Below are 20,507 nucleotides of genomic sequence, written 5' to 3' on the forward strand. Positions count from 1 at the left end.
TTGAGCGTCCGCAGAGGGCGAGACGAAAGACTCGGTGCCGACGATCGGGCAGCGCTGGGCCGTCGCGTGGATCACCGCTGACAGCCGCGATCTCGCTCGTCCGTACGCAAAGGAGCCTTCGGCGCCACAGGGGACGTCCCGTCACATCGACGGCGCAACCCGCCGGGCGGGTCATGACGGCGCTTCCGAGCAGTACGACTTTGCTGACTTGTCAGCTTGTGGATTGGAGCACGATATGCACACGCTCGTCATGACAGGCGCAACCCGAGGAATCGGACACTTCGCAGCTGCCGCTCTGCTGCACGACGACCCGGAACTCCGGCTCGTCGTCCTTGCGCGTGAGTCCACCAGCGCCGAGGCGATGCGTGAGCTACGGGCCCACGATCGGGTCACGGTCATAAACACCGAACTGGCGAGTATCGACAGCATCGAGTTGGCCGGCCGAGCAGTGTGTGCCCTGCTCGACGCGGGAAAACTGCCGCCGCTGCGAGGGTTCGTCGGCAACGCGGGCGTCCAGTTCACCGATGCCCTGCACACCACACCGGACGGCCTCGAGACCACGTTCGCCGTGAACGTGCTCGCCAACCATCTGCTGCTGCGTGCGCTCGAATCCCGGCTCGTCGGCCCGGCCCGGATCGTGATCACGAACAGCGGCACACACTTCGGGGACCTGCGGCACACTTACGGATTGACCCCGGCGCCACGCTGGGCCGACCCGGCTGTCCTTGCCCGGCCAAGCGCCTTCCCGTCACCGGCGACCACCGCGGCGGGGTACACCGCGTACGCAACGAGCAGGCTCGCGGCGATGTATCTGGTGCACGAGTGGGCGAGGCGCCTGCCCTGCGGCGTGGACATCGTGGCGCACAGCCCCGGCCTGGTCCCGGCCACAGGACATGGCCGGCACGCCAAGCCCTTCGCCCGTTTCCTCGACCGCCGGGTCGTGCCGTTGCTCACGCTGACGCCAGCCGTCGACAACGCCGCAACGGCCGGGCGCAGGCTCGCTGCCACCGTCACCGGCCGTACGGCCGCGCCGTCCGGCTCGTACGTCGACCGCACCCGCGTGACGCCTTCGTCGAACGAGTCCTACGACGTCGAGCGCGAGCGCGCCCTGTGGGACTACCTCGAGGCGGTGCGGCTGCGCAACGTGAACGTATGACCGGCGATGGTGCGGGGTAACCGCAAACCGGATACCACCCATCGCGCGAGTCGAGAACAACAACCTCGCAACCCCGGCCAGAGCAGCGCTGCGGCCGCCAACACGGACCACGAGATGCTCCTCCACGTCGGCGTTGCGCCCACCCGGAACGTGTCGCCGACATTCACGGAGCGAACGGGGCCAGCCGGACGAGCGGGTGGTTGCCGAGGTCCACGGACGGCTCGTGGCGCACCGCTGAAAGCGCGGGAAGAGCGGCTGGTGCCGTGGTCAAGAGTGATCGATGAGGAATTCCTCACGTTGTTAAGGTGGCTGTGTCGTGACGGCGCCGGGGCTCGGCGCCTGGAACCCGCTCGAAGCGAGGTAACAACCGTGCCGACCGGCACCAGGCGCGCCCGTGAACGCGCGAGCACCCGCGCACGGATCATCGAGGCCGCTTTGCACGTCCTGGAAACCGAGGGCGCCTCGGCGCTGACAATCCGACGCATCGCCACCGACGTCGAATACTCCGCGCCCGTCGTCTACCAGTATTTCGCCAACAAGGACGCCCTCGTGCTGGAGTTGGTCGCCCACGGCCACGCCCTGATGATGGCGGAGCTCGAGCAGGCCGCCGAGGAACCCGATATCGACCAGCGCATGATGCGGATCGCGTCCGAGTACGTCCGGTTCGCCGGCGAGCACCCGCACCTGTACCAGGTCATGAACGGCAACGCCGTCGACGCGGAAGAGCGCCGACGCGCTGCGGCCCCCGCCATCGGCGTCCTGAAGGAACTGCTTACCACCTGGTCGGAAGCCCACGACGTGGTGCTGACCGACTTCGACGAAGCCTGCGACATTGTCTGGGGCACGCTGTACGGCATGGCCTCGCTCGGCACCGTCCGTACTGTCGGAAGTGAGCGCGCACGGCGGCTCGCCCAGCAGGCGCTGCGCACGTTGCTCCGAGGCTGGCGGACCAGCCCACCGGAAAACGCGTAGGCACCGAAACGGGTCCGGGTGAGTACTTCGACAGCGAGATCCAGAGCGTAGGCATTCGTAGGCTCAGAGATCGCCCGAACGAGTCCTAGCCGGATCGGGGGTCCTGAGGGTCTGCGTCGCGGCGGCGGGCGATGAGTTCGCGCTCGATGCGTCTGAGTGTGGCGTTGACGGTCTCGATGGTGGCGGGATCGTCGACGATGCCCCGGAGAGTCCGGTCCCAGTTGTCGCGGAGGCATTGCAGATTCTGGTGGGCCTTCTGCGTGGGGTACAGGCACACGCCGCGGGCGTTGCCGCTGTCCACCACGCGGTCCACCAGGCCCTTCTTCTCCAGGCCGCGCAGTACGCGGCTGAAGTTGCTCGAAGGGAGCAGGGCCGCCTCGGCCGCGGCACGCGCGGAGGTACCGGGGTGGTGGTGGATGTGCCGCATGACGCTGATCTCGATCGGCGTGCACGGCTCGAAGGAGGGATCGGACGGGGGCCGCAGCTGCCGCCCCACGGCGAAGATCAGATCGGCCAGCTCGTGGAGGCCGGCGGCTTCAGCATCGCTCATCCCGCGACCACATCCTTCCTATTGCTTGATAGCTATCGCGTGATAGCGTTGATGTTGAGTCTACCGAACGAGTGGCGCCATAGCCATCGCTTCTTCCAGGGAGCCATCCATCCCTGGTCCACAGAGGAGGAACTGTTCATGGACATCAACGGAGCCGTCGTGCTCGTGACCGGAGCGTCGTCGGGTATCGGAGCGGCCACTGCCCGAGCCGCCTGCCTGGCCGGGGCGCGGGTAGTGCTCATCGCGCGCCGCGAGGAGCGCATCGTTGGCCTCGCCGAGGAACTCGGTAAGGACGTGGCCCTCGCCGTGCCCTGTGATGTGACGGACCGCGCGCAGGTCGAGGCGGCCGTGCGCGCTGCGGTGGAGAAGTTCGGGCGGATCGATGTGCTGGTGAACAATGCCGGCCAGGGGTTGCAGGCCACCGTCGACGCCATCGATCCCGACGACTTCCGGGCTCTCCTCGAGCTCAATCTCGTTGCACCCCTGGTGCTGATGCAGGCGGTCCTTCCGCAGATGCGCGAGCGGAAGGGCGGAGCCATCGTCAACGTGAGCTCTGGCATCATCTGGTCGACGCTGCCCGGGTCGGGTGCGTATGCGGCCTCCAAGGCGGCTCTGCAGAAGCTCTCGGCCATCGCCCGTGCCGAGGTCGCCGACGCCGGCATCGCAGTGTCGTCGATGTTCCCGTCTATCACCAAGAGCGAGTTCGTCGGGACGGTCCGCGGGAACGTCGAGGACGCACTGCGGATGGAAGCCTCCACTGGGCTGCAGCCGCAGTCACCCGAGGGTGTCGCCGACGCGATCCTCGACCTGATCAGGAGCGGTGACGAGCAGGCCGACCTGGTCCCGGAGGAGTTCGGTGGCACGGTCAAGGGCTGACGCCCTCTGTGCTCACCAGGCACGGTTGGGGCTTGTTCGGGCGGTCTCTGTGCCTACACTCTGAATCTCGCTGCCGAAGGACTTGCCACGTGCGGTAGAAGGGCGGCATGGACACCGCCGAACTTCAGCGGACGATGGCGTCCCGCTGTGTGCAACGCCAGTGCGTTAAGGGTTCGTGCGCCCTGTCAAGAAGGCGGAACCTCTGATAGTTCGCATGATGTCGAAGCCTTCGCGAGTGTCCCGTAGGTCCCGTTGCCGCGGAATTCTGTCAGCGTCAGGTTCGGTGTGACAGCCCTCGACGTGTACGCGCCCGGCCATCTGGGCGAGTTGACCGAGATCATCGATCCCGAGTCGGTCGATGCGGTCCTGGAGGACACCGGTGCCCGGCAGCAGCGGCTACGGCTGCTCCCCGCCCGCGTCGTGGTGTACTTCGTGCTGGCTCTCGCCTTCTTCGAGCGGTCCTCCTACCAGGCGGTATGGGCCAAGCTCACGGCGGGACCGGGCAACGTGCCCGTGGCCCGTCCGTACGCCTCGTCGCTGGCCCGTGCCCGGCGTCGACTGGGAAGCGAACCGCTGGCCCACCTGTTCTCGATCCTGGCCGGACCCGTGGCCGATCACCGCCAGTCGTGCGCGTTCTACCGGGGCCTGCGCCTGGTCGCCGTGGACGGCACCACCCTGTCCGTTCCCGATGAGAAAGTGGTGACCTGGCGCTGTCCCAAACACATCGGCAGGGTCCGCGCGTTCGGTTACCCGCTGGTCCGCATGGTGGCTCTCGTGGAGTGCGGCACACGCGCTCTGGTGGGCGCGGTCTTCGGCCCCGACGGCGTCGGCGAACTCACCTGTGCACGCCGGCTGCTGGGACGTCTGGATGCATCGATGCTCCTGCTGGCCGATTCCTACTACGACGCGTTCGGCTTCCTCCAGGCCGTGCAGGACACCGGCGCCCGATTCGTGATGCGCTCCACCCGCAAGCGGCGCCCGACGGTGCGCCGCCCGCTGCCCGACGGCTCCTACCTCACCGCCGTCCTGCCGTGCCGCTACCGTGCCAGGGCAAGCGGACAGCGGGTCCAGGTGCGATTGGTGGAGGCGTGGCTGACCGTCGTGCTGGCCGACGGCAGCAGGCGCACGGAGCTGTGGCGGCTGATGACAAACCTCCTGGATGCCGACAGCCATCCCGCAGATGAGCTGCTGCGTCTCTACCACCGGCGGTGGCAGGCGGAGACCTGCTATTTCTCGCTGAAGTCCACGATCTTGGACGGGCGAGTGCTGCGTTCCCGCAGTGTCCCCGGCCTGGAACAGGAGATTCTCGCGCTGCTGACGGTCTACCAGGCGCTGGTCCGCATGACCGGCGATGTCACGACGGCCACGCCGGGGCTGTCCTTCCAGCGGGTGAGCTTCACCGTTCTGTTCCAGGCCGCCGCGGATCAGATCCTCATCGCCCAGAGCGCCGTTCGGGACGGTACGGTGCAGTTGGTCGGGCCCATCGGTCGGGCTGTGCTGGCCCGCCTTCTTCCCGAACACCGCCGTCAGCGCCTGAAGGCCCGCTACCGCAAGACAGCCGGCAAGTACGGATTCCAACGGGACCAGCACCCACGCACCGTGCAGGCATACACACTCGACTTCAAGATGGTCAAGGACGGCGACATTGACGCCGGGCCTGACGGCTAAACGCAACGGCGTTGCACGACGAGGGACATGACCCGTGACACAGCTTCGTCTCGCTGCTCTCGGACCATGACATCTCGCTGGAGCGCACCGCCCGGCTTGTCGGGCACGCCAGCCAGGCGACCACGGAGGCTGTCTGCCGGAAGCAGCGCCGGCCGGTCATCACCGAAGGCGCGGAAGCCATGGACGTGATCTTTGTCCAGAGCCGCGAGGCAACCGCCTGCGAGGCTTGATCAAAACCCTTTGCCCCCCTGTTTGGCTCTCCGAGCACGACAGAGGCCAGGTACTGAATTCAGTACCTGGCCTCTGACCAGCGTCGGGGTGGCGGGATTTGAACCCACGACCTCTTCGTCCCGAAGCAACTTGGCTGGAGGCTCTGCCCTGGACTGGTGTGGCACTCACCTGCGCTGATGGTCCGCAGACGTCCGCGCCCGTCCGCCGTTGTTCGTGGGCGTTGTCACGCAGTTAGACACTCATGGCTGCTGCGCAGCTTGCTTCGCTGCTGCGTTTCGGGCGTGAGCTTCGCGTCGCAGTCGGCGTTCGTAGTCCTCGATCTGGCGAGCTATGGGGATGCTGGTGGCAGTTCGGATCAACCGCTCGTTTCCACGATCCACCAGGAAAGGACCGTTGCCTCCCAACCGAGGGCGCTGGCCGTTCTGACCGTCCCAGACTGCCCCCCAGTGGAAGATCCACCCGAATGGCAAGACCTCCACACGCAGGATCTGAAGGTCGTACGTGACTTGGCTCCGCACGTCGTCGATCTCGGCAAGTACCAGCCGGCGCGCGTCCTCCTCGGTCAGCATCATCCGATGATGGCATGGCGCCCTCACATGCTGGCTCGCGTACACCCGCTTTAGGAGAGAGGCTGGGGGATCTCGCGCCTGACCTGCGGATTCGCCGGCCGAGGCAGCGGGCGGCTACTCGACCGCAGGGCCGCGGTGTTGACCGTGACTGACCCCTGCATCTGGCACGGTTGTGGCACGAACCCCAGCCGACGGCAACCAGCCACGATGGTATGTGCGAAGTGGGAGGGCCTCATGGTTCGCACGGGTCAGTCCTCGGAGCGGGCCCAGCTGATCTACCAGTACTCGACGGCGAAGTACCAGCGCAAGCTGGGCCAGGGGGTCGATGCCGAGGTGCGGCAGCAGCTGCGTGAGCCAGCTGCCAAGCAGGCGGGAGTCAAGCAGACGTAAGGGCGTTTCTGACGGTCTCCGGAGTACCGTGCGCCCCTTGTGCCCCCTTGAGGGACGGCCGTGAATGAGATCAGCTTCCCCTGTATGTAATGACAGGGGAGTTGCGCCGGCAGTCACCGGCCCAACTGGAGGGGGAGCGATGGCGATCAAGTTGGTGGCTGTTTCGCCTGCGCAGGACGAGCTGATCGACAAGGCCGTAGCTCTGGGTGATCGTTACACGAGGACGCTGGGGCTTCTCACACCTCCCGCTTACCGGAAGGCAGCGGAGGACGGCGGCCTTCTGGCCGCCGTTGAAGGGGACAAGATGCTCGGCTACGCGCTGTTCGGACTGCCGAAGAGGAGCGCGCGTATTCGGCTCGCACACCTGTGTGTGGCGGAGGAACAGCGTGGCCGGGGAATCGCCCGCCAGCTGGTGGAGGGCGTCAAAGAGCGGTACCCACAGCGACTCGGGATCAAGGCCAAGTGCCGACGGGACTACAACCTGAGCGGGATGTGGAGGAGTCTCGGCTTCATCCCGGATGGCGAGGTGCGCGGGCGGGGCCGTGACGGCGAGATCCTGGACGGATGGTGGTTGGACCTCGGCCATCCTGACCTGTTCACGGAGATGGAGAGCGACGCGCTCCTAGTGGTAACCGTCGACCATGGAGTGTTCGCCGATCTGCGCGGCCTCGCTGACACGGCCGACGCGGAGGAGTCACGCGCGCTGGAAGCAGGCTGGATGGCGGATCTCGTCGAACTCGCCTATACACCCCAGCTGGTACATGAGATCCGGGATCTCCCGGACACGGCAGAACGTCAACACCAGCGGGCGGCGCTGACCGGCCTGCGCAAGCTCTCCCCGGACTTGGCGGCCGTAGACGAGCGAAGCCGTGAACTGCTCCAAGCCGCTACACAAGCCATGCCCGACCTGACCGTCGACGCTGGACTTCGCGTCCGCCTGCGGTATGTGGCCGAGACGTCGTGCGCCGGTCTGCAAGTCCTGGCGACCCGTGATCCACTGCTGTCCCGCCTGACCGACGTGGCCTGGGAGGTCGCCCGTGTCCGGGTCGTCTCACCTTCTACCGTGACGCTGCACGTGGACGAGTTGCGGCAGGCCCAGGTGTACCGTCCGGCTGATCTGATGGGCACGGAGTTCCGGTCCGGAGAGGTGGTACCAGGTGCGGAGGATGAACTGGTCGCCTTCTTTCACCAATCGGGTGGCGACGACGGGTCGGCCTTCGCCGAGCGGCTGCGGTCGCTGAATGAGGGCGCAGTCGCATGGCGCCGCGAGCTGCTCCGCGATGGTCAGGGCCACCCGGTCGCCCTCTACACATGGGCACTGGACGGACGAACTCTGATTGTCCCCGTCCTCCGCACGGCCGGCCACCCACTGGAACAGACTCTGGCCCGGCAGCTCCTCTTCCTGCTCAAGCGGCTCGGCCGGGACTGCGGTGCAGAGATCATCCGCATCAGCGATCCGCATCCCTCCGAGGCCGCCAGGTCCGCGGCCGGCGACGATGGGTTTTTCGAGCATGATGGCAGGCTCGTCGCTCTCCTCGTGAATGTGTGCGGGACGGCAGCTGAAGTGGAGGCTGTGGCCGGAGGGCTCGCCCGCGAGCTGACTGTCGACACGACCGCGCTCCGCCCCGGCATGCCCGCCGAGGTGGCTGCCGTGGTGGAGCGTGCGTGGTGGCCGGCGAAGGTCATCGACTCGAAGCTGCCGTCCTTCCTGGTGCCCATCAAGCCGCGCTGGTCGACCGAGCTGTTCAACGTGCCCGCCATGCTCATTCCGCGCAGTGATGTCCTGGGCATCAGCAGAGAGCACGTCTACTACCGCTCCTCGGGCCGCCGCGGGGAGAGCGTTCCGGCTCGCCTGCTCTGGTACGTCAGCGAGGGCAACTCCCCGAGCGAAGGACAGATGGTGGTGGGCAGTTCGCGACTCGACGAGGTGCTCATCGACACACCCGACACCCTCTTCTCGAAATTCGAACACCTGGGCGTATATGGTCGGGCTGAGGTTCAAGAAGCCGCCGACGCCTCCGGTCGCGCCATGGCACTCAGGTTCTCGGACACCGAGATCTTCCCGAGGCCGGTGACGCTGCGGCGATTGACCTCCCTGGCGAAAAAACTGGGACTACCGTTGTCGCTGATCTCCCTGTCGAAGATCAGTAACGAGCTGTTCCAGGCGGTCTACCAAGAGGGGCACCGAACGACGTGAACGATCCGGAACGCGCGATGCTGCTGTCCGTCCACCCGCGCTTCGCCAACGCGATCCTGGCCGGCAGTAAGACGGTGGAAGTCCGCCGCCAGCGCGTCGCCGCGCCGCCCGGAACCCCGGTTCTGCTGTACGCAACCGCGCCCACCATGGCTCTGGTGGGCATGGCGCGCATCGCCTCGGTCCATGTGGGCTCCCCCAAGGACGTCTGGTCGGCGCATCATGCCCAGACAGGGATCACTCGACGCGAGTACGACGCTTACATGGATGGTGCTACCCAGGCGAGCGGTCTGACCTTGGAGGATCCCGTGCCCTTCGACGAGCCGGTGTCCCTCAGTGCACTGCGCGCTGCAGGGACCTTCCATCCGCCGCAGAGCTATCGCTACCTGAGAGGTACTGATCTGCGTCAGGTATCAGAGGCCGGGCCCGCAGTGGGCAGTGCGCTTCGGAAGGTGTTGCCGGACGCGGTTCACGCGTAGCGGGCCGAGGCTCCGAGCGATTGATGCGGGTCTGTGCGGCGTTGGTTAGCCGTCGAACACGGCTTGACCTCATGCGCTTGTAGTGCAGGGCTGCCACGCCGCTACCGGGTATCCGTCCCTGCATGCTGGCCATGGCGTAGCGGCCCCACGACGTAGCGACGACCGTGTGGGCGTTCCTGCTGTCGCTTCTGATTAGGCTGATACGTCCGGCGCCGTAGGTAGGTCTGACCACCGCATTAAGAGTTCGGACTGACCGCCTGTCCACCCGTGCTGCGCGGGGCGGCCGTGGCCGTGTCAGACCGCACGGCGCCGCCGCTGTCCGCTGTCGTTGATGTCAGCCATGGATGTCACCGCACACCGGTTGGGTCACTTGCGACGCTTGCGTGTCTTCGCCTTGCGTTCGGCTTCCTTGCGCTTCTCGATGGTGTACGACGACCACTCGCCACGGTGCAGGTTGCATCGCGACGCACCGACCATCGCCAGCCGTCGGCACCGAGTGCCCTTCTCCGTGAGTGCTCCACACCTGGACTGTGTACGAGCCACGTCTCCCACCCCCGGTCTCGACCGTCGTGCGGACCAGTGCAGGATTGCCGGGCACATGTCCTCTGTGGAAGGCGCACTGCTCCGCGCAGTGGTGCACGGCGGCCCAAGGAGGTTGCTCGGGGGCGCACGCTTTCCAACTGTGGTGGTCGGTGTGACAGCTGCGGTTATAGCCGTTCACCTGGGTTCACCGTTGGTCGGCGGCCCGTGTGGGGCCTGGCGCGGAACGCGTCTGAACGCTCGTGGACGTCGATTAATGAGACGGAAACTGAAACGGGCCGCTGCCTGCATGGCCAGCGGCGTCGGCGATGACTCACCGCGGCTTAGTCAGTCGGACCGCGCACCTGGGACACCGATGCTGGGGCCGAGACCAGTGGCGGCGGCCAACGAGTGGGCCGTGGTTTTCAGTTCCTTCTCCCATCCCGGAAGCGCGTCGGGTCCGAGCCATTCGCTGTAGTCCGCTGCGACGGACAGGAACCGTGTCTCCTCCCGGGTGCGGGCTGTGACCGTCATCGACAGTCCATTGCCGACATCCTTGGGGCTCAGCTCGCCTTTCGCGAGGCCGAACGCGAGTCTCACCAGGAGACATCGGCCGGCTGTCTCCTCGTCGGGAAGGGGTATGCCAAGTTCGCGCAAGGCTAGAACGTACAGTTCGCGGACTTCGGCCGGGTCGCTCCGGCGCGGCAGACCGGCCAGCTCGCGCAGGGCAGGGGAATCATGTCCGTCGATAAGCGCATGCGCAGCGAGCATCGGGAGTTCCTCGGGAGGGAGGATCTCCGCCACGTACTGCCAAGCGCTGAACTGCAACCGGTCCATGGGCCCATCGTGGGGGGCGGCGAGACGTCCTGGCCAGCCGATTGTTGTTGTACCCTCGGCTTCTTCTTGCCCTGGGTCTTGCCGGGGATCTTGGTGAGCTGCGTTTTTGCTGCTCAGAGACGGTAGGCCCGTGCGCCTGGTGGTCATCATTGGTCGTCATTGGCCACTGTCGAGCGACCTCGGACGGCCCAGGGACGGCCCAGGGACGGCCCAAGCCTCGGCCTATCAGCCCGCCTCGCGGCTCTCCATGCTCACAACCGGGGTGGTGCCCCAGGTTCAGGCCCCCCGTTTCGAGGGATCGCGTAAACTTCTCGATGAAGCGCGTGGTACGAGGTCGGGTCCGAGCCTCAAGCGCACCTCACACAGCCCAGGGACGCTGAAGCCACTCATTCCCAGCACTACGAAGCCGGATCGGACCGGCGAGCCGTAGGCGGCGGGACATATCCATTCATCATGGAGTTGTCGCCCCGTGTCCTTCCTGTGGCTGTTCGCTCTTTCGCCGTTGCTGATCACGACGGTCGTCGCCATCTGCGCCCTCTTCGCAGCATTCACCTCCGACGCCGGCAAGGCCCGCCGAGCCATTGAGATCGTCAAGTTGCTCCGCGGAAGCCTGCCGCGCATCCGACGGTAAGACCTAGTCCGACTAAGAGTTGGCGCACCCATACCTTTTTGGGTGCGCCACCCGTTACAGCAACAGGGCATGCGTCACGGTGCCAGCACACACCGGCCCAAGAGAGCGCGAGGCGCGGTGACGAACATCAGCTTGGGAAGCTGCGATCATTTGCGGCTGGCTCGGCCGCTGACCTGCATGAATGGTATGGCTGCCGCCTCGTCGACCTCGGCGGCTTTCACCGTGGTTCCCCGCTGTTTCCCGCTCGATCTGGTGCGCTTGTGGTGCAGCGGCGTTGTCAGCGCTCGCCCGTACCCTACGAAGCGTTGGGTCGATCTGCTGCCGTTGTACGGCGAGAGCGCGACCAAGGGGGGTGGCTCAGAAGGGGTCCCCGAGCCACGTTGGTCCGGGACTTCGTGAAGCTCCGACACCATCCCCCTCCCAAGCCTCAGGGGACGTGCACGCTTTCCAACTGTGGTGGTGCCTTGTGGGGCTGCGTACAGGGCTGTTCACCTGCGTTCACGGGTGGCTGCTTGAGAGAGCGGCTACCAGCTTCGATCCTGCCTGAACGGCCGTGAGCGGCGCTGAATGAGACGAAAATTGAGACGGTCAGCTGGCACCGCGACGACGGCTTCCTCGAAGAGACAGCAGTCTGCGGGGTCGTCTGCCCTCGGCGCGTCGTAGCTCCGCGTATCGGGTCACTGAGTCTGGACTCGCAGTCCGCACCCAAACAGGGGCCCCGATCAAAATGCGGTCTGCGCCCCGTCTATTGTCGCGGAAGTCCCAACGACTCTGAGTCAACTCGACATCGGTGTAGATCTGAGCGAACCACTCACAGTCGTGAGCGTGCGCGAGAGTAAGCCCGCGGGTCCAAGGTTCTTCATGATCGGTCCCAGGGTGCTCACTGCCTTGGTTCAGAGCTATGTGCAGCGCCTCAACGGAAAGCGATTCAGGATCGTCCCACTGAGACGTGTTCCGAGTGCCACGGCTCTCCAGCAGCTCCGCAATGGCATACCAAGCGGAGGAGAACCAGCCGGCTGCCGGGGCGTCTGAAGATCGAAAGGGGTGGCCAGGAAAGCTGTCCAGGCTACCGAAAAGGACTAGATCGACTCGTCGTCCTTGGACACTACTTGTTCTGACGTGGAGTACTGCACCCTTGTCTCGCTCCGGCCCACCGATGAACCGCGCGATGTGAACCTGACCGACGCCTTTAGCGAAGCGAGCGGGAGGCGGTGTGCTGAAGGCGGAGACGGCCTGCTCCCCGATCGTTCTTTCGATTTTGCGAGCCTTTTCGCGGCGAGTGAGGCCTGTCCGCTCTCGGCTTCCAACCTCTGCCCCGATGCCTTGAGGGGCGGCCTTGAGGGTCCAGCTCAGCTGACTGTCCCATGTGACGCCGTTGTCGGACGCGATCTCGTCGACGCGGCGCTCTGACCAGTACAGGTAACTACCGGCATCGGCTTCCCTCACCACTACTTACACTTCTCCGATCAAATGATTTCCGTGGATCTTAGCGGCTCGCTTCCAGCCACACGCCGAGCATCGCTCCAGGTAGGCGTACGGAGACGCGTCCATGGCATCGATCTCCGGCATGACTTTGAAGTTTTGCCGGTTGTGCACTCGCCCACAGGGCACATCAGCCGAGTGATACACCGTCAGTTCTGGGCCGGGCGTAATACGCACGAGACAGGGAAGCCTCGCACTGGCATCCCCCAGCTGACTGATCTCTCGATCGATCTCCGAGAGCTCAGAGTTGAGGGCACGCTGCAGTTTCTGAATCCTTTTGTTGTGGTCGTCCAGGATCTTGAGCTTGCGGAGCCGAAGTGCCTGCACTCGGTCAGCGAACGACATGTCCCCCCCTAAGAGGTGCTAAGCAAGATGAATACTTCTTAGTGCCTGGATGCCGGTTGTGTCGCACCGTCGACCGCCTTTGAGGGAACTTCGGTTGTTTCGTGGCACCACTAGGGGGTGTGTGCTATGCGAGCGTCGGCGGGGAAAATTGCGCGTGCTCGCGGACCCTGGCGGCCAGGCGCTATGAAGATGCGGGCACGCCCTGGTGAGCCGGTCCGATCGGCCTACGTCGGCACCGCGCTGGGCTGCCTAGTGGCGCTGCCGTCCGCCGTCGTTGCCGTCAGCGCTGCCGTCACTGCCTCGGCAGTGCTGCCGTGGTTGCGGCATCCGGCATCCGGCATCCGGCATCCGGCAGGCGGTGGGCCTGTTTCCGGACGGGCTACCGCGCCTGTGGGTTCGTGAGCCCCACCGATGAACGCCGCCTCAGAACTACTGGTCGCTAGGCCTACCCGGCCGTGATGCCACGATGCGACCTCCCTGTACGATGCCGCCGCTTTGATCATTCTTAGGCAGTACAAGTCAAACCAGGGGTGGGCATGTCAAAGGTTGCGCGCATATTGGGGATCGCAGGAGTCCTGATGACCGTGGGCTGTGGCAGCACAGTCGATTCTGCGGAAGCACAAGCCGTTCCTTCAGCGAGCGCCACCATGCGCACTGCGCAGAACGTGCCCGCTCCGAAGGAACCGAGTGCGCCCCCAAGCGCCGCAGCTGGACCCCTCCGGCTGGCGGCGTCCCTCAAGTTCGGGGAGCCTTACTCCTTCGAGCACGACTCAAAAATTGACCCCACGTACCCGCTCGATCGTGGCAGCATGACCGTGCTCAGTTACGAGAGCGACGTTGCTCCAGACGAGGACGCTCCAGAAGCTTTGTATGACCACCTCAAGGGTCGCTACTCGTGGTCGGCGCTCAAGGTCAAGATCTGCCACGATGGTGGAACCGTGGATGAGGGTGAAGAGGACTTCGCCACCATTTCAGCATGGCCCTGGCTGCTGGAGCTCTCAGACGAGACTGTTGTCAGCCCGTTCGATGACAACCTGCCTGGCTTCCCGCGCCCTCTCTACCCCACGGAGGAGGAGGACCTCCCGGCGGGAGCATGCCGCACCGGAAACATCATTTTCGCTGTGCCGCACGGCAAGGAGGTCAGCCGGGCGCTGTACGTTCGGGAAGGAAGACTCCCAGTAGTGTGGACGTCTACCGACGCAGGCGGCAAGTAGCCAAGTCGGCGCCCAGACCCATCACCGCGAGGCCGGTGGAGTCTCAATGGGCGTGGCAAGCGCCGGCAACTGCAGTCAGTAGCCGGTCTACTGATCACCGGTTCCGCTGACCAGCGGACCTGACGAAGCCCACGGCTCTGACCAGTTCAGATGCCGTGGGCTTCTGTCGTTGTCAGTCGGCGTTGGCTGACCTCGGACGGCCCAGAGACGGCCCGACCGGCCGCGCCGGGGGTATCCGCTTGTCAGCGGAAGAGCTGCGGCACCGGGCAGACCTCCAAGGGCTTGTCTGGCCGGTCGACCCAGGCCACCAAACCACGCTTGCGCGCTTGTGAATAATGCTGCCTCACCTAAGTGATGCAACATTAGCTACAGTGACCCTGTCCAAGAATTTGGACAGGGCTGCATCCACCGTGAACGGATGAACGCGACGGGCCCGACCCGGTGGCCGCCGGATCAGGCCCTCGCGATGCAGTACGTGAGCCCGGTCGTCCACTATTCGGCCGGGCTCACGCGCGTGAGCGGCCTCAACTCCCGGACCCATACCTCGTGGACAGCTACTGCATAAACTGCCCCACGCAGGCGATGATCGCCACAAGCAACCCCGCCAGTCCGATGTAGAGCTGCGCCTTATCGGCGTTGATCCACTTCTTGCGGGGCTTACCCATGTCAGGGTTCACCGCCACCCCTCCCTTTCCTCATCCCGGCACCTCTCAACGGGTGCCGGTGCCCTTCAACTGCCGCCTGGGTTAGGCCAGTTCGATGGAGGATCAGGTGGAGCATGGCCAATGATAGACGCCCCCTTCTGGATTCCTGCAAGTCGCCAGGTCAGGGGTGCCTTCGATGCGGATCCATCGCCTTAACCGACGGGCACTTAGATGCCATTTAAGTGACCAGCTTAGATGTCACCTAAGTGGCCAACTTGGATGGCATCTAAGTCGCAGAATGGCTTCACGAATAGAGTGGACCGATTAGCGCTCGCGATTTATAACCCGTAACGCTAAACCAGTAATCAGGAGGCGGTAACCAGACGCGTTAACGCGCCGAGATTATATAACAGGTTAGCTTCGTGATATTTGACGGAGGAGTGGATGGTCTACCCGTTGCGAAGCGGTCGGCGGAGCGGCTTTGGGCTGGAGCTGCTTTGGGGCGAGTGATCATGGCCCCGTAAGCTTCCGGCGCGTCGGGCAGTCTGTGGACCTGCCCGTTAGAGCACGACGTTGGGGCCATGATCTTAGAGGCTCGCCCCAAAGTGGCTGCCTAAAGCCGTGGAGCCGACCGCCCCAGCCACAGAGGGTGTCTTCCACCTTCCTGCCCGCAGCCGCCGAGCGCGCCGCCGGGCGCGGCCAGCCGGGGCGAAGACAGGAGGCAGGCCGCGCCGCAGAGGCGGCGCGCGCCCGCGCCGTGCGCGGGCCTTGAACCAGTAGAGAAAGTTTGAATCATGCTCGGACTGCGGGTGGTTGGTACGGCTCGCAATCCCAGCTCCTGCTGGCACGTGGTGTAGAACGCTGGGCATGGGGAGTGAACGGCGGGAGCGGGCGAAGGTGCTCGGGGCACGCCTTCGTGTGCTTCGTGCAGAGGCCGGCCTGACGGGTGCCGCGTTGGCGCAGTGGGCTGGGGTGGGACAGCCGACCGTGTCCAAAGTCGAGACCGGGCGCATGGTGCCGAGTGCCGAAGTGCTCGACAGGCTCTCGCGCGCCCTCGGCCTCGACGAGTCGACTGCGGGCGAAGTTCGGGAGCTCCTGGCCGCGGTGGAAGCTGCGTCCGACTCTGACCGACCGGCGGGCGGTGCTACTCCGGCCGGTATGACGGTCGATGAAGAGGTTCGGTCCGCTCAACTGGTGCGTTCGTTCCAGTGTGTCGTTCTCCCGGCCATGCTCCAGAGTGCGGAGTACGCACGTCACGTCTTCGCGAGCGTGCCGGCCGCGACGCCCGAGGAAGTTGGTAAGGCTGTCGCTGCTCGTGTGGAGCGGCAAGGTGTCCTGTACGAGCCGGGGCGGGAGTCGGTGTTCGTGCTGACGGAAGCTGTGTTGCGGACTTGGCCGGGCACCCCGGCTCTCATGCTTGCCCAGCTCGACCGCTTGCTGGCCGTCGAGAGTCTGAGCACGGTACGGCTCGGAGTCATCCCCTGGCGGCGGCCGGTGCCGGTGCTGCCTCGCCACGGGTTCACGTTGTGCGATCGGCGGGCCGTCGTGGTGGAGACCTTCAGCAGTGAGCGCGTGTCCGGTGATGCTGACGAAGTTGCCTCGTATGAGGAGACGTTCGGCCGCTTCGAGCAGGCCGCGGTCTTCGGTGGCGAGGTGCGGGAGCTGCTGTTGCTCGTGATGAAGGAGTTCCGCGACTTGGGAGACGCCGTCACTCCTTAGAGGAATAATTCCTCACGATGCCTGGCCCGTTGGTCTTGCGTGGGAATACTCTGCCGCTGGGCTGTCTAGTCCCCTAGACGCAGGTGAGGAGATTCCCATGCGTTCCAAGTGGTGCCGTGCCTTCCCCGGGTTGCCTGAGCAAGTGGCGCATGCCCGTCACTTCATCGCCGCCCTGCTGCACGAACAAGGGCCTGTCGACGATGCCGTCCTGGTCGTGAGCGAGCTCGCGACCAACGCCGTGCGGCACACGCTGAGCGGCTCGGCCGGCGGCTGGTTCCTCGTGGTGATCGGCCTCGGCGACGATCTCGTCCGCATCGAGGTGGTGGACCAGGGCGGCGATCGCGTACCGCGCTTGTGCGACTCGACCGGTCAGGAAGAGGGCGGCTGTGGCTTGCGGATGATCGCCGCCTGCGCGAAGGACTGGGGCGTGAAGACCTGGCCGGAAGGTCGCACGGTGTGGGCTGATCTCGCGCGGGAGGGCGTGTGACTGTCCTCAGGTCGACCGCGCCCTTTGGCCGCTTCGCCGGTGGTGGCAGATGAGTCCCCGGGGTGTTCCTCGGCGGCGGGCCAGGTTCTACGTGATCGGTGTTCAGTCGGGACGGCGCCTCCCGCCCATACCGTCTAGAGCCCTAGACTCCTGGTTACTTCTAGGAGGTGAGGTCATGTCGGACGAGCTGCAACGGATCATGGCGATTGACGATCCGTACCTGCTCCTGCGCGAGGTCACGACCCGGTTGGCCGACGCGCAGCAAGAGGTGACCGAACTGGCCCGGCTCCGCCGGCGAGTGGTCCAGGACCTCCACGCGCAAGGGCTGTCGTACGCGCAGATCGCGGCAAAGGCCGGCCTGAGCCGCGGGCGCATTCACCAGATCCGGCACACCGGTCCGGCGCCGGAAGGCGCCTTCCTCGGACGGGGCGCCGTCACCGTCGCCACTCCGTTGCGGCGTGATGACGAGCGGGGGCGGACGGTCGTAGCCGTGGACGACGTCAGCTCCGGCAAGCGTCTGGAAGACCTGGCGCGGTCGTACGGGCTCGACGTCACCTCGGAGCACGTGCCGGTGAGCGGTGAGATCGACCTCAACCGGGACGGCCTGGTCGTCGTCTGCGGGCCGCGCATGTCTCAGGAGATGTGGGAGACGTACGGGCAGGATCCCGTACTGCGCTGGGAGCGCGCGGAAGACGGGCCCTGGACGGTGGTGGACCGTCGTACCGGCACCGTGCACCGGTCGGGCCAGGACAGTGATCCGGCCCGCCCGTACGACGTCGGATACCTCGGCCGGCTGTCCCGCCCGGACGGCTCCGGTTCGCTGCTCGCCATCGCCGGTATCCACACGCAAGGCTCCCTCGGCGTCGTGCAGCTGCTCGCCTCCGACCTCAACACGCTGTGGGGGCAGGTGGGGGACCGCCGCTTCTCCACGCTGGTGGGTGTCGAGTACGACCCGGAGACCAGCGAACCGCAGTCCGTCGAACTGCTCTGCCCCTTGTACCGGCACGACGAGGACACCTCGGCGTGAGGGTCGCCCTCGCCTCGCTACCCGCCGAACCGGACCGGGAGAACGAGGACTTCGCCGCTGCCGCTTCCGGCGCGGCTGTCCTCCTCGACGGTGCCGGCGTCGGCGGTGTTGAGACCGGGTGCACGCACGGCGTTGCCTGGTTCTCCTCGACGCTGGGCGGCCTGCTGCTGCGCAGCATCACCGTGCAGCCGACCCGACCGCTCGCCGACTGCCTGGCCGACTCCATCGGCCTCGTCCGGGCCCTGCACGAGGACACTTGCCATCTGGCCTACCGGGCCAGTCCGACCAGTACGGTCATCGCCGCGCGGGCCGGTGGGGGAGGCCTGGAGTACCTCGTCCTCGGTGACTCCTCACTCCTCCTCGCCCACAGGAGCGGGAGCCTGGACGTGGTCACCGACCGGCGCCTGGACGATGTCGGCAAGCGGCTGCGCGGGCCGGTCGACGCGCTGCCCACCGGAACCTCCGAACACTCCGCCGCGCTCGCCGAGTACCGGGACGCCCTGACGGGCCTCCGCAACCGGCCGGGTGGCTTCTGGATCGCGGGCCCCGAACCGCGGGCGGCCGAACACGCCCTGACGGGGTCGGTGCCGCTGGAATCACTGGCATCCGTGACGCTGATGAGCGACGGCGCGACGCGACTCGTCGACCGCTTCCAACTTGCCGACTGGCGGCAGATCCTGGCCGTCCTCGACTCCTCCGGGCCGGACGAGCTGATCCGCCGCGTGCGCGAAGCCGAGGCCGGCGACCCCGACGGCCGACGCTGGCCGCGCGGCAAGGCACGGGACGACGCCACCGTCCTTCACTGGGCGCTGCCGTAGCGCGTCAGCGGACGCCAAGACACGCACGTATACCCCCCTAGACAGTTGACGGGGTGTCGGTTTACGGTGGTCGTCAACTCCCCTAGACAGATGGGGTGGCCCTCCCTAGTGGTGTCTAGGGGGGTATTCAGTTCGGCGCCCGCACCGAGGAACTGCGGGCACTCACCTGGGACCACGTCTTCCTCAAGGGCAAGCCGGACGCGGATCCGCCGCAGCCTCCGCACATCGCGGTGTGGCGCTCGGTCCGGCGGGGCGGGGACACCAAGACCCGGAAGTCCCGGCGTACGCTCGCGCTGCCGGCGCGCTGCGTCGAAGCCCTCTGGCAGCAGTTCGAGGATCAGGGCTGGGATCGGCTGGCGGCCGGCGACAAGTGGGAGGAACACGGGCTCGTCTTCTCCTCGGCCGTGGGCAAGCCGCTGGACGCGGCCAACGTCCGCCGAGCCTTCCGCCAGGCGCTCAAGGAGGTCGACGGGATCAACGCCGACGAGTGGACGCCCCGGGAGCTCCGGCACAGCTTCGTGTCCCTGCTGTCCGACCGTGGCGTCCCGCTGGAAGTGATCTCCCGGCTCGTCGGGCACTCCGGGACGGCCGTGACCGAGGAGGTCTACCGGAAGCAGATCCGGCCCGTGATCCAGACCGGCGCCGTGGTCATGGACGGCATCTTCGGCGCGCAGGAATAGCGGTCGTAGACACGCGGGAAGCGGTAGTCACGCAGATAGACACACAGGTGGAAACAGGTGAGGCACCTACTCATATGAGTAGGTGCCTCACCTGGTGTTTCGGCTGTCGGGGTGGCGGGATTTGAACCCACGACCTCTTCGTCCCGAACGAAGCGCGCTGCCAAGCTGCGCTACACCCCGATTGTCGCTGCTCTCGCGGCGACGACGTTTACTTTAGCCCAAGGGGAGCCGGAGACGAAATCCGGTTTTGGAGGGGTGGCGGACCGGGTTGGGGCGGGCGTGGTCCAGGGCCACGAGGAGGACGGCCAGGGCGTAGCAGGCAAGGCCCAGGAGGAGAGCGTTGGCGAGGACGTTCCGGTAGCCGTGCCGGGCGACGTCGAGGAAGGGGTGGAGGTAGCGGGTGGGGGAGTCGGGGAGGAGTGCGCCCCGGGCCAGGGTGAAGGCCAGGTAGGCCAGGGGGTACAGCAGCCAGGTGGCGGCCTGGCGGAGACGGGTGCGGGCCGGCGGGGAGAGGAGGAGCCAGTCCAGTACCGCGGCGATGGGGAGCACCGTGTGCAGGGTGTGGGCGGCGAACGGCTCCAGCCAGCCCGTTCCGGCGGTCGTGTGCGTCATCGAGAAGCGCGGGGCCGCGTCCGCCAGGAGGACGTGGTGGGTCAGGGACGCCGTGATCACGTACAGCAGGACAGCCCCCGTGAGAGCGCCCGGCAGGGGGTAGCGGGCGTGCCGGGCGCGGCGGGCCGAGGCGAACATGACCAGTGCCAGCAGGACCGCGCTCTGGACCGCGAAGTGACTCAGGACCCGGGCCGGACTGCCGAGGAGGGTCGCCACCAGCACCGCGCCCGCTGCCAGCAGCGCCACGATCAGGCGGTACGCCGCTGTCAGCGGGCGGCGTACCAGCGGGACGACGGCTCTGGCGGGGGCGAAGAGGGCGGCCGACGCCGGATGCGTACGCGGCAGGGCGGGGAGGTCAGGGAGGTCCCTGGGTATCGGGGCGGTCATGCCCCCCAGCGTGGGCGGAT

18 protein-coding genes, 1 tRNA gene and 2 pseudogenes are annotated in these 20,507 nt (G+C 66.3%); 15 read left to right on the plus strand and 6 right to left on the minus strand.

From position 1 onward, the window contains the following. Nucleotides 1-235: 235 nt before the first annotated feature. Nucleotides 236-1,156 carry an SDR family NAD(P)-dependent oxidoreductase gene (locus AB0A94_RS10030; protein WP_361741612.1) on the plus strand — a complete coding sequence of 307 codons (921 nt, stop codon included), beginning with the start codon at nucleotides 236-238 and terminating at the stop codon, nucleotides 1,154-1,156. Between the two features lie 369 nt (nucleotides 1,157-1,525). Further along, nucleotides 1,526-2,128, plus strand: a complete 603-nt coding sequence (locus tag AB0A94_RS10035; protein WP_361741615.1) for a TetR/AcrR family transcriptional regulator — start codon at nucleotides 1,526-1,528, stop codon at nucleotides 2,126-2,128. A gap of 85 nt (nucleotides 2,129-2,213) precedes the next feature. Here AB0A94_RS10035 and AB0A94_RS10040 read toward each other — a convergent pair whose 3' ends face one another. Beyond that, the gene (locus AB0A94_RS10040) at nucleotides 2,214-2,678 is read right to left on the minus strand and encodes a MarR family winged helix-turn-helix transcriptional regulator (RefSeq protein WP_361741618.1); all 465 of its coding nucleotides are present in this window, start codon (nucleotides 2,676-2,678) and stop codon (nucleotides 2,214-2,216) included. Nucleotides 2,679-2,816: 138 nt separating this feature from the next. On the opposite strand from AB0A94_RS10040, the gene AB0A94_RS10045 reads away from it, so the two are divergent. From AB0A94_RS10045 to AB0A94_RS10055, 3 genes and pseudogenes are all read left to right on the plus strand, one after another. Beyond that, the gene (locus AB0A94_RS10045) at nucleotides 2,817-3,554 is read left to right on the plus strand and encodes an SDR family oxidoreductase (RefSeq protein WP_361741621.1); all 738 of its coding nucleotides are present in this window, start codon (nucleotides 2,817-2,819) and stop codon (nucleotides 3,552-3,554) included. Between the two features lie 285 nt (nucleotides 3,555-3,839). Further along, nucleotides 3,840-5,222, plus strand: a complete 1,383-nt coding sequence (locus tag AB0A94_RS10050) for an IS4 family transposase (protein ID WP_361741624.1) — start codon at nucleotides 3,840-3,842, stop codon at nucleotides 5,220-5,222. A gap of 38 nt (nucleotides 5,223-5,260) precedes the next feature. Then, a pseudogene (locus AB0A94_RS10055) lies at nucleotides 5,261-5,452 on the plus strand (site-specific integrase); the annotation flags it as partial. A gap of 240 nt (nucleotides 5,453-5,692) precedes the next feature. Here the strand turns inward: AB0A94_RS10055 and AB0A94_RS10060 are convergent. Next, nucleotides 5,693-6,025: a hypothetical protein gene (locus AB0A94_RS10060; protein WP_361741627.1), complete on the minus strand. Its 333-nt coding sequence runs from the start codon at nucleotides 6,023-6,025 to the stop codon at nucleotides 5,693-5,695. A gap of 231 nt (nucleotides 6,026-6,256) precedes the next feature. Here AB0A94_RS10060 and AB0A94_RS10065 point away from each other — a divergent pair, with 231 nt between their 5' ends. The 3 genes from AB0A94_RS10065 (at nucleotide 6,257) to AB0A94_RS10075 (ending at nucleotide 9,085) form a co-directional block, all read left to right on the plus strand. Continuing rightward, a complete protein-coding gene (locus AB0A94_RS10065) occupies nucleotides 6,257-6,412 on the plus strand; it encodes a hypothetical protein (protein WP_361741630.1) in 156 nt (51 codons plus the stop codon). Between the two features lie 139 nt (nucleotides 6,413-6,551). Then, entirely contained in the window at nucleotides 6,552-8,609 is a 2,058-nt protein-coding gene (locus AB0A94_RS10070; protein WP_361741633.1) for a GNAT family N-acetyltransferase, read from the plus strand. Continuing rightward, the gene (locus AB0A94_RS10075) at nucleotides 8,606-9,085 is read left to right on the plus strand and encodes an ASCH domain-containing protein (protein ID WP_229830236.1); all 480 of its coding nucleotides are present in this window, start codon (nucleotides 8,606-8,608) and stop codon (nucleotides 9,083-9,085) included. Before AB0A94_RS10070 ends, AB0A94_RS10075 begins: the two co-directional genes overlap by 4 nt. Before the next feature lie 867 nt (nucleotides 9,086-9,952). Here the strand turns inward: AB0A94_RS10075 and AB0A94_RS10080 are convergent. Further along, complete coding sequence (locus AB0A94_RS10080; RefSeq protein ID WP_361741636.1) at nucleotides 9,953-10,441, minus strand: hypothetical protein; 489 nt, start codon at nucleotides 10,439-10,441, stop codon at nucleotides 9,953-9,955. A 469-nt stretch (nucleotides 10,442-10,910) separates the two neighbouring features. Here AB0A94_RS10080 and AB0A94_RS10085 point away from each other — a divergent pair, with 469 nt between their 5' ends. Continuing rightward, a complete protein-coding gene (locus AB0A94_RS10085; protein WP_361741639.1) occupies nucleotides 10,911-11,072 on the plus strand; it encodes a hypothetical protein in 162 nt (53 codons plus the stop codon). Nucleotides 11,073-13,708: 2,636 nt separating this feature from the next. Further along, nucleotides 13,709-14,113 (plus strand): hypothetical protein, encoded by a 405-nt coding sequence (locus tag AB0A94_RS10090; protein ID WP_361741642.1) that lies wholly within the window; start codon nucleotides 13,709-13,711, stop codon nucleotides 14,111-14,113. 554 nt (nucleotides 14,114-14,667) lie between these two features. On the opposite strand, the gene AB0A94_RS10095 is transcribed toward AB0A94_RS10090, so the two are convergent. After that, nucleotides 14,668-14,790, minus strand: coding sequence for a hypothetical protein (locus AB0A94_RS10095; RefSeq protein ID WP_361741644.1), 123 nt, complete (start codon nucleotides 14,788-14,790; stop codon nucleotides 14,668-14,670). Nucleotides 14,791-15,624: 834 nt separating this feature from the next. Between AB0A94_RS10095 and AB0A94_RS10100 the strand changes: the two genes are divergently transcribed. From AB0A94_RS10100 to AB0A94_RS10120, 5 genes and pseudogenes are all read left to right on the plus strand, one after another. After that, the gene (locus AB0A94_RS10100) at nucleotides 15,625-16,476 is read left to right on the plus strand and encodes a helix-turn-helix transcriptional regulator (RefSeq protein WP_361741647.1); all 852 of its coding nucleotides are present in this window, start codon (nucleotides 15,625-15,627) and stop codon (nucleotides 16,474-16,476) included. A 97-nt stretch (nucleotides 16,477-16,573) separates the two neighbouring features. Next, complete coding sequence (locus tag AB0A94_RS10105; RefSeq protein ID WP_361741650.1) at nucleotides 16,574-16,963, plus strand: ATP-binding protein; 390 nt, start codon at nucleotides 16,574-16,576, stop codon at nucleotides 16,961-16,963. A 175-nt stretch (nucleotides 16,964-17,138) separates the two neighbouring features. Further along, nucleotides 17,139-17,990, plus strand: a complete 852-nt coding sequence (locus AB0A94_RS10110; protein WP_361741653.1) for a sigma-70 family RNA polymerase sigma factor — start codon at nucleotides 17,139-17,141, stop codon at nucleotides 17,988-17,990. After that, the gene (locus tag AB0A94_RS10115) at nucleotides 17,987-18,808 is read left to right on the plus strand and encodes an integrase (RefSeq protein ID WP_361741656.1); all 822 of its coding nucleotides are present in this window, start codon (nucleotides 17,987-17,989) and stop codon (nucleotides 18,806-18,808) included. Before AB0A94_RS10110 ends, AB0A94_RS10115 begins: the two co-directional genes overlap by 4 nt. A 134-nt stretch (nucleotides 18,809-18,942) precedes the next feature. Then, nucleotides 18,943-19,488 (plus strand): annotated as a pseudogene (locus AB0A94_RS10120) (tyrosine-type recombinase/integrase); the annotation flags it as partial. A gap of 106 nt (nucleotides 19,489-19,594) precedes the next feature. Here the strand turns inward: AB0A94_RS10120 and AB0A94_RS10125 are convergent. Together AB0A94_RS10125 and AB0A94_RS10130 are read right to left on the minus strand one after the other, a co-directional pair. Next, a tRNA-Pro gene (locus tag AB0A94_RS10125) sits at nucleotides 19,595-19,668 on the minus strand. A gap of 33 nt (nucleotides 19,669-19,701) precedes the next feature. Further along, nucleotides 19,702-20,487 carry a Pr6Pr family membrane protein gene (locus AB0A94_RS10130; RefSeq protein ID WP_361741658.1) on the minus strand — a complete coding sequence of 262 codons (786 nt, stop codon included), beginning with the start codon at nucleotides 20,485-20,487 and terminating at the stop codon, nucleotides 19,702-19,704. Between the last annotated feature and the right edge of the window lie 20 nt (nucleotides 20,488-20,507).

The sequence above is a fragment of the Streptomyces sp. NPDC044984 genome, assembly GCF_040646935.1.
Taxonomy (GTDB): domain Bacteria; phylum Actinomycetota; class Actinomycetes; order Streptomycetales; family Streptomycetaceae; genus Streptomyces.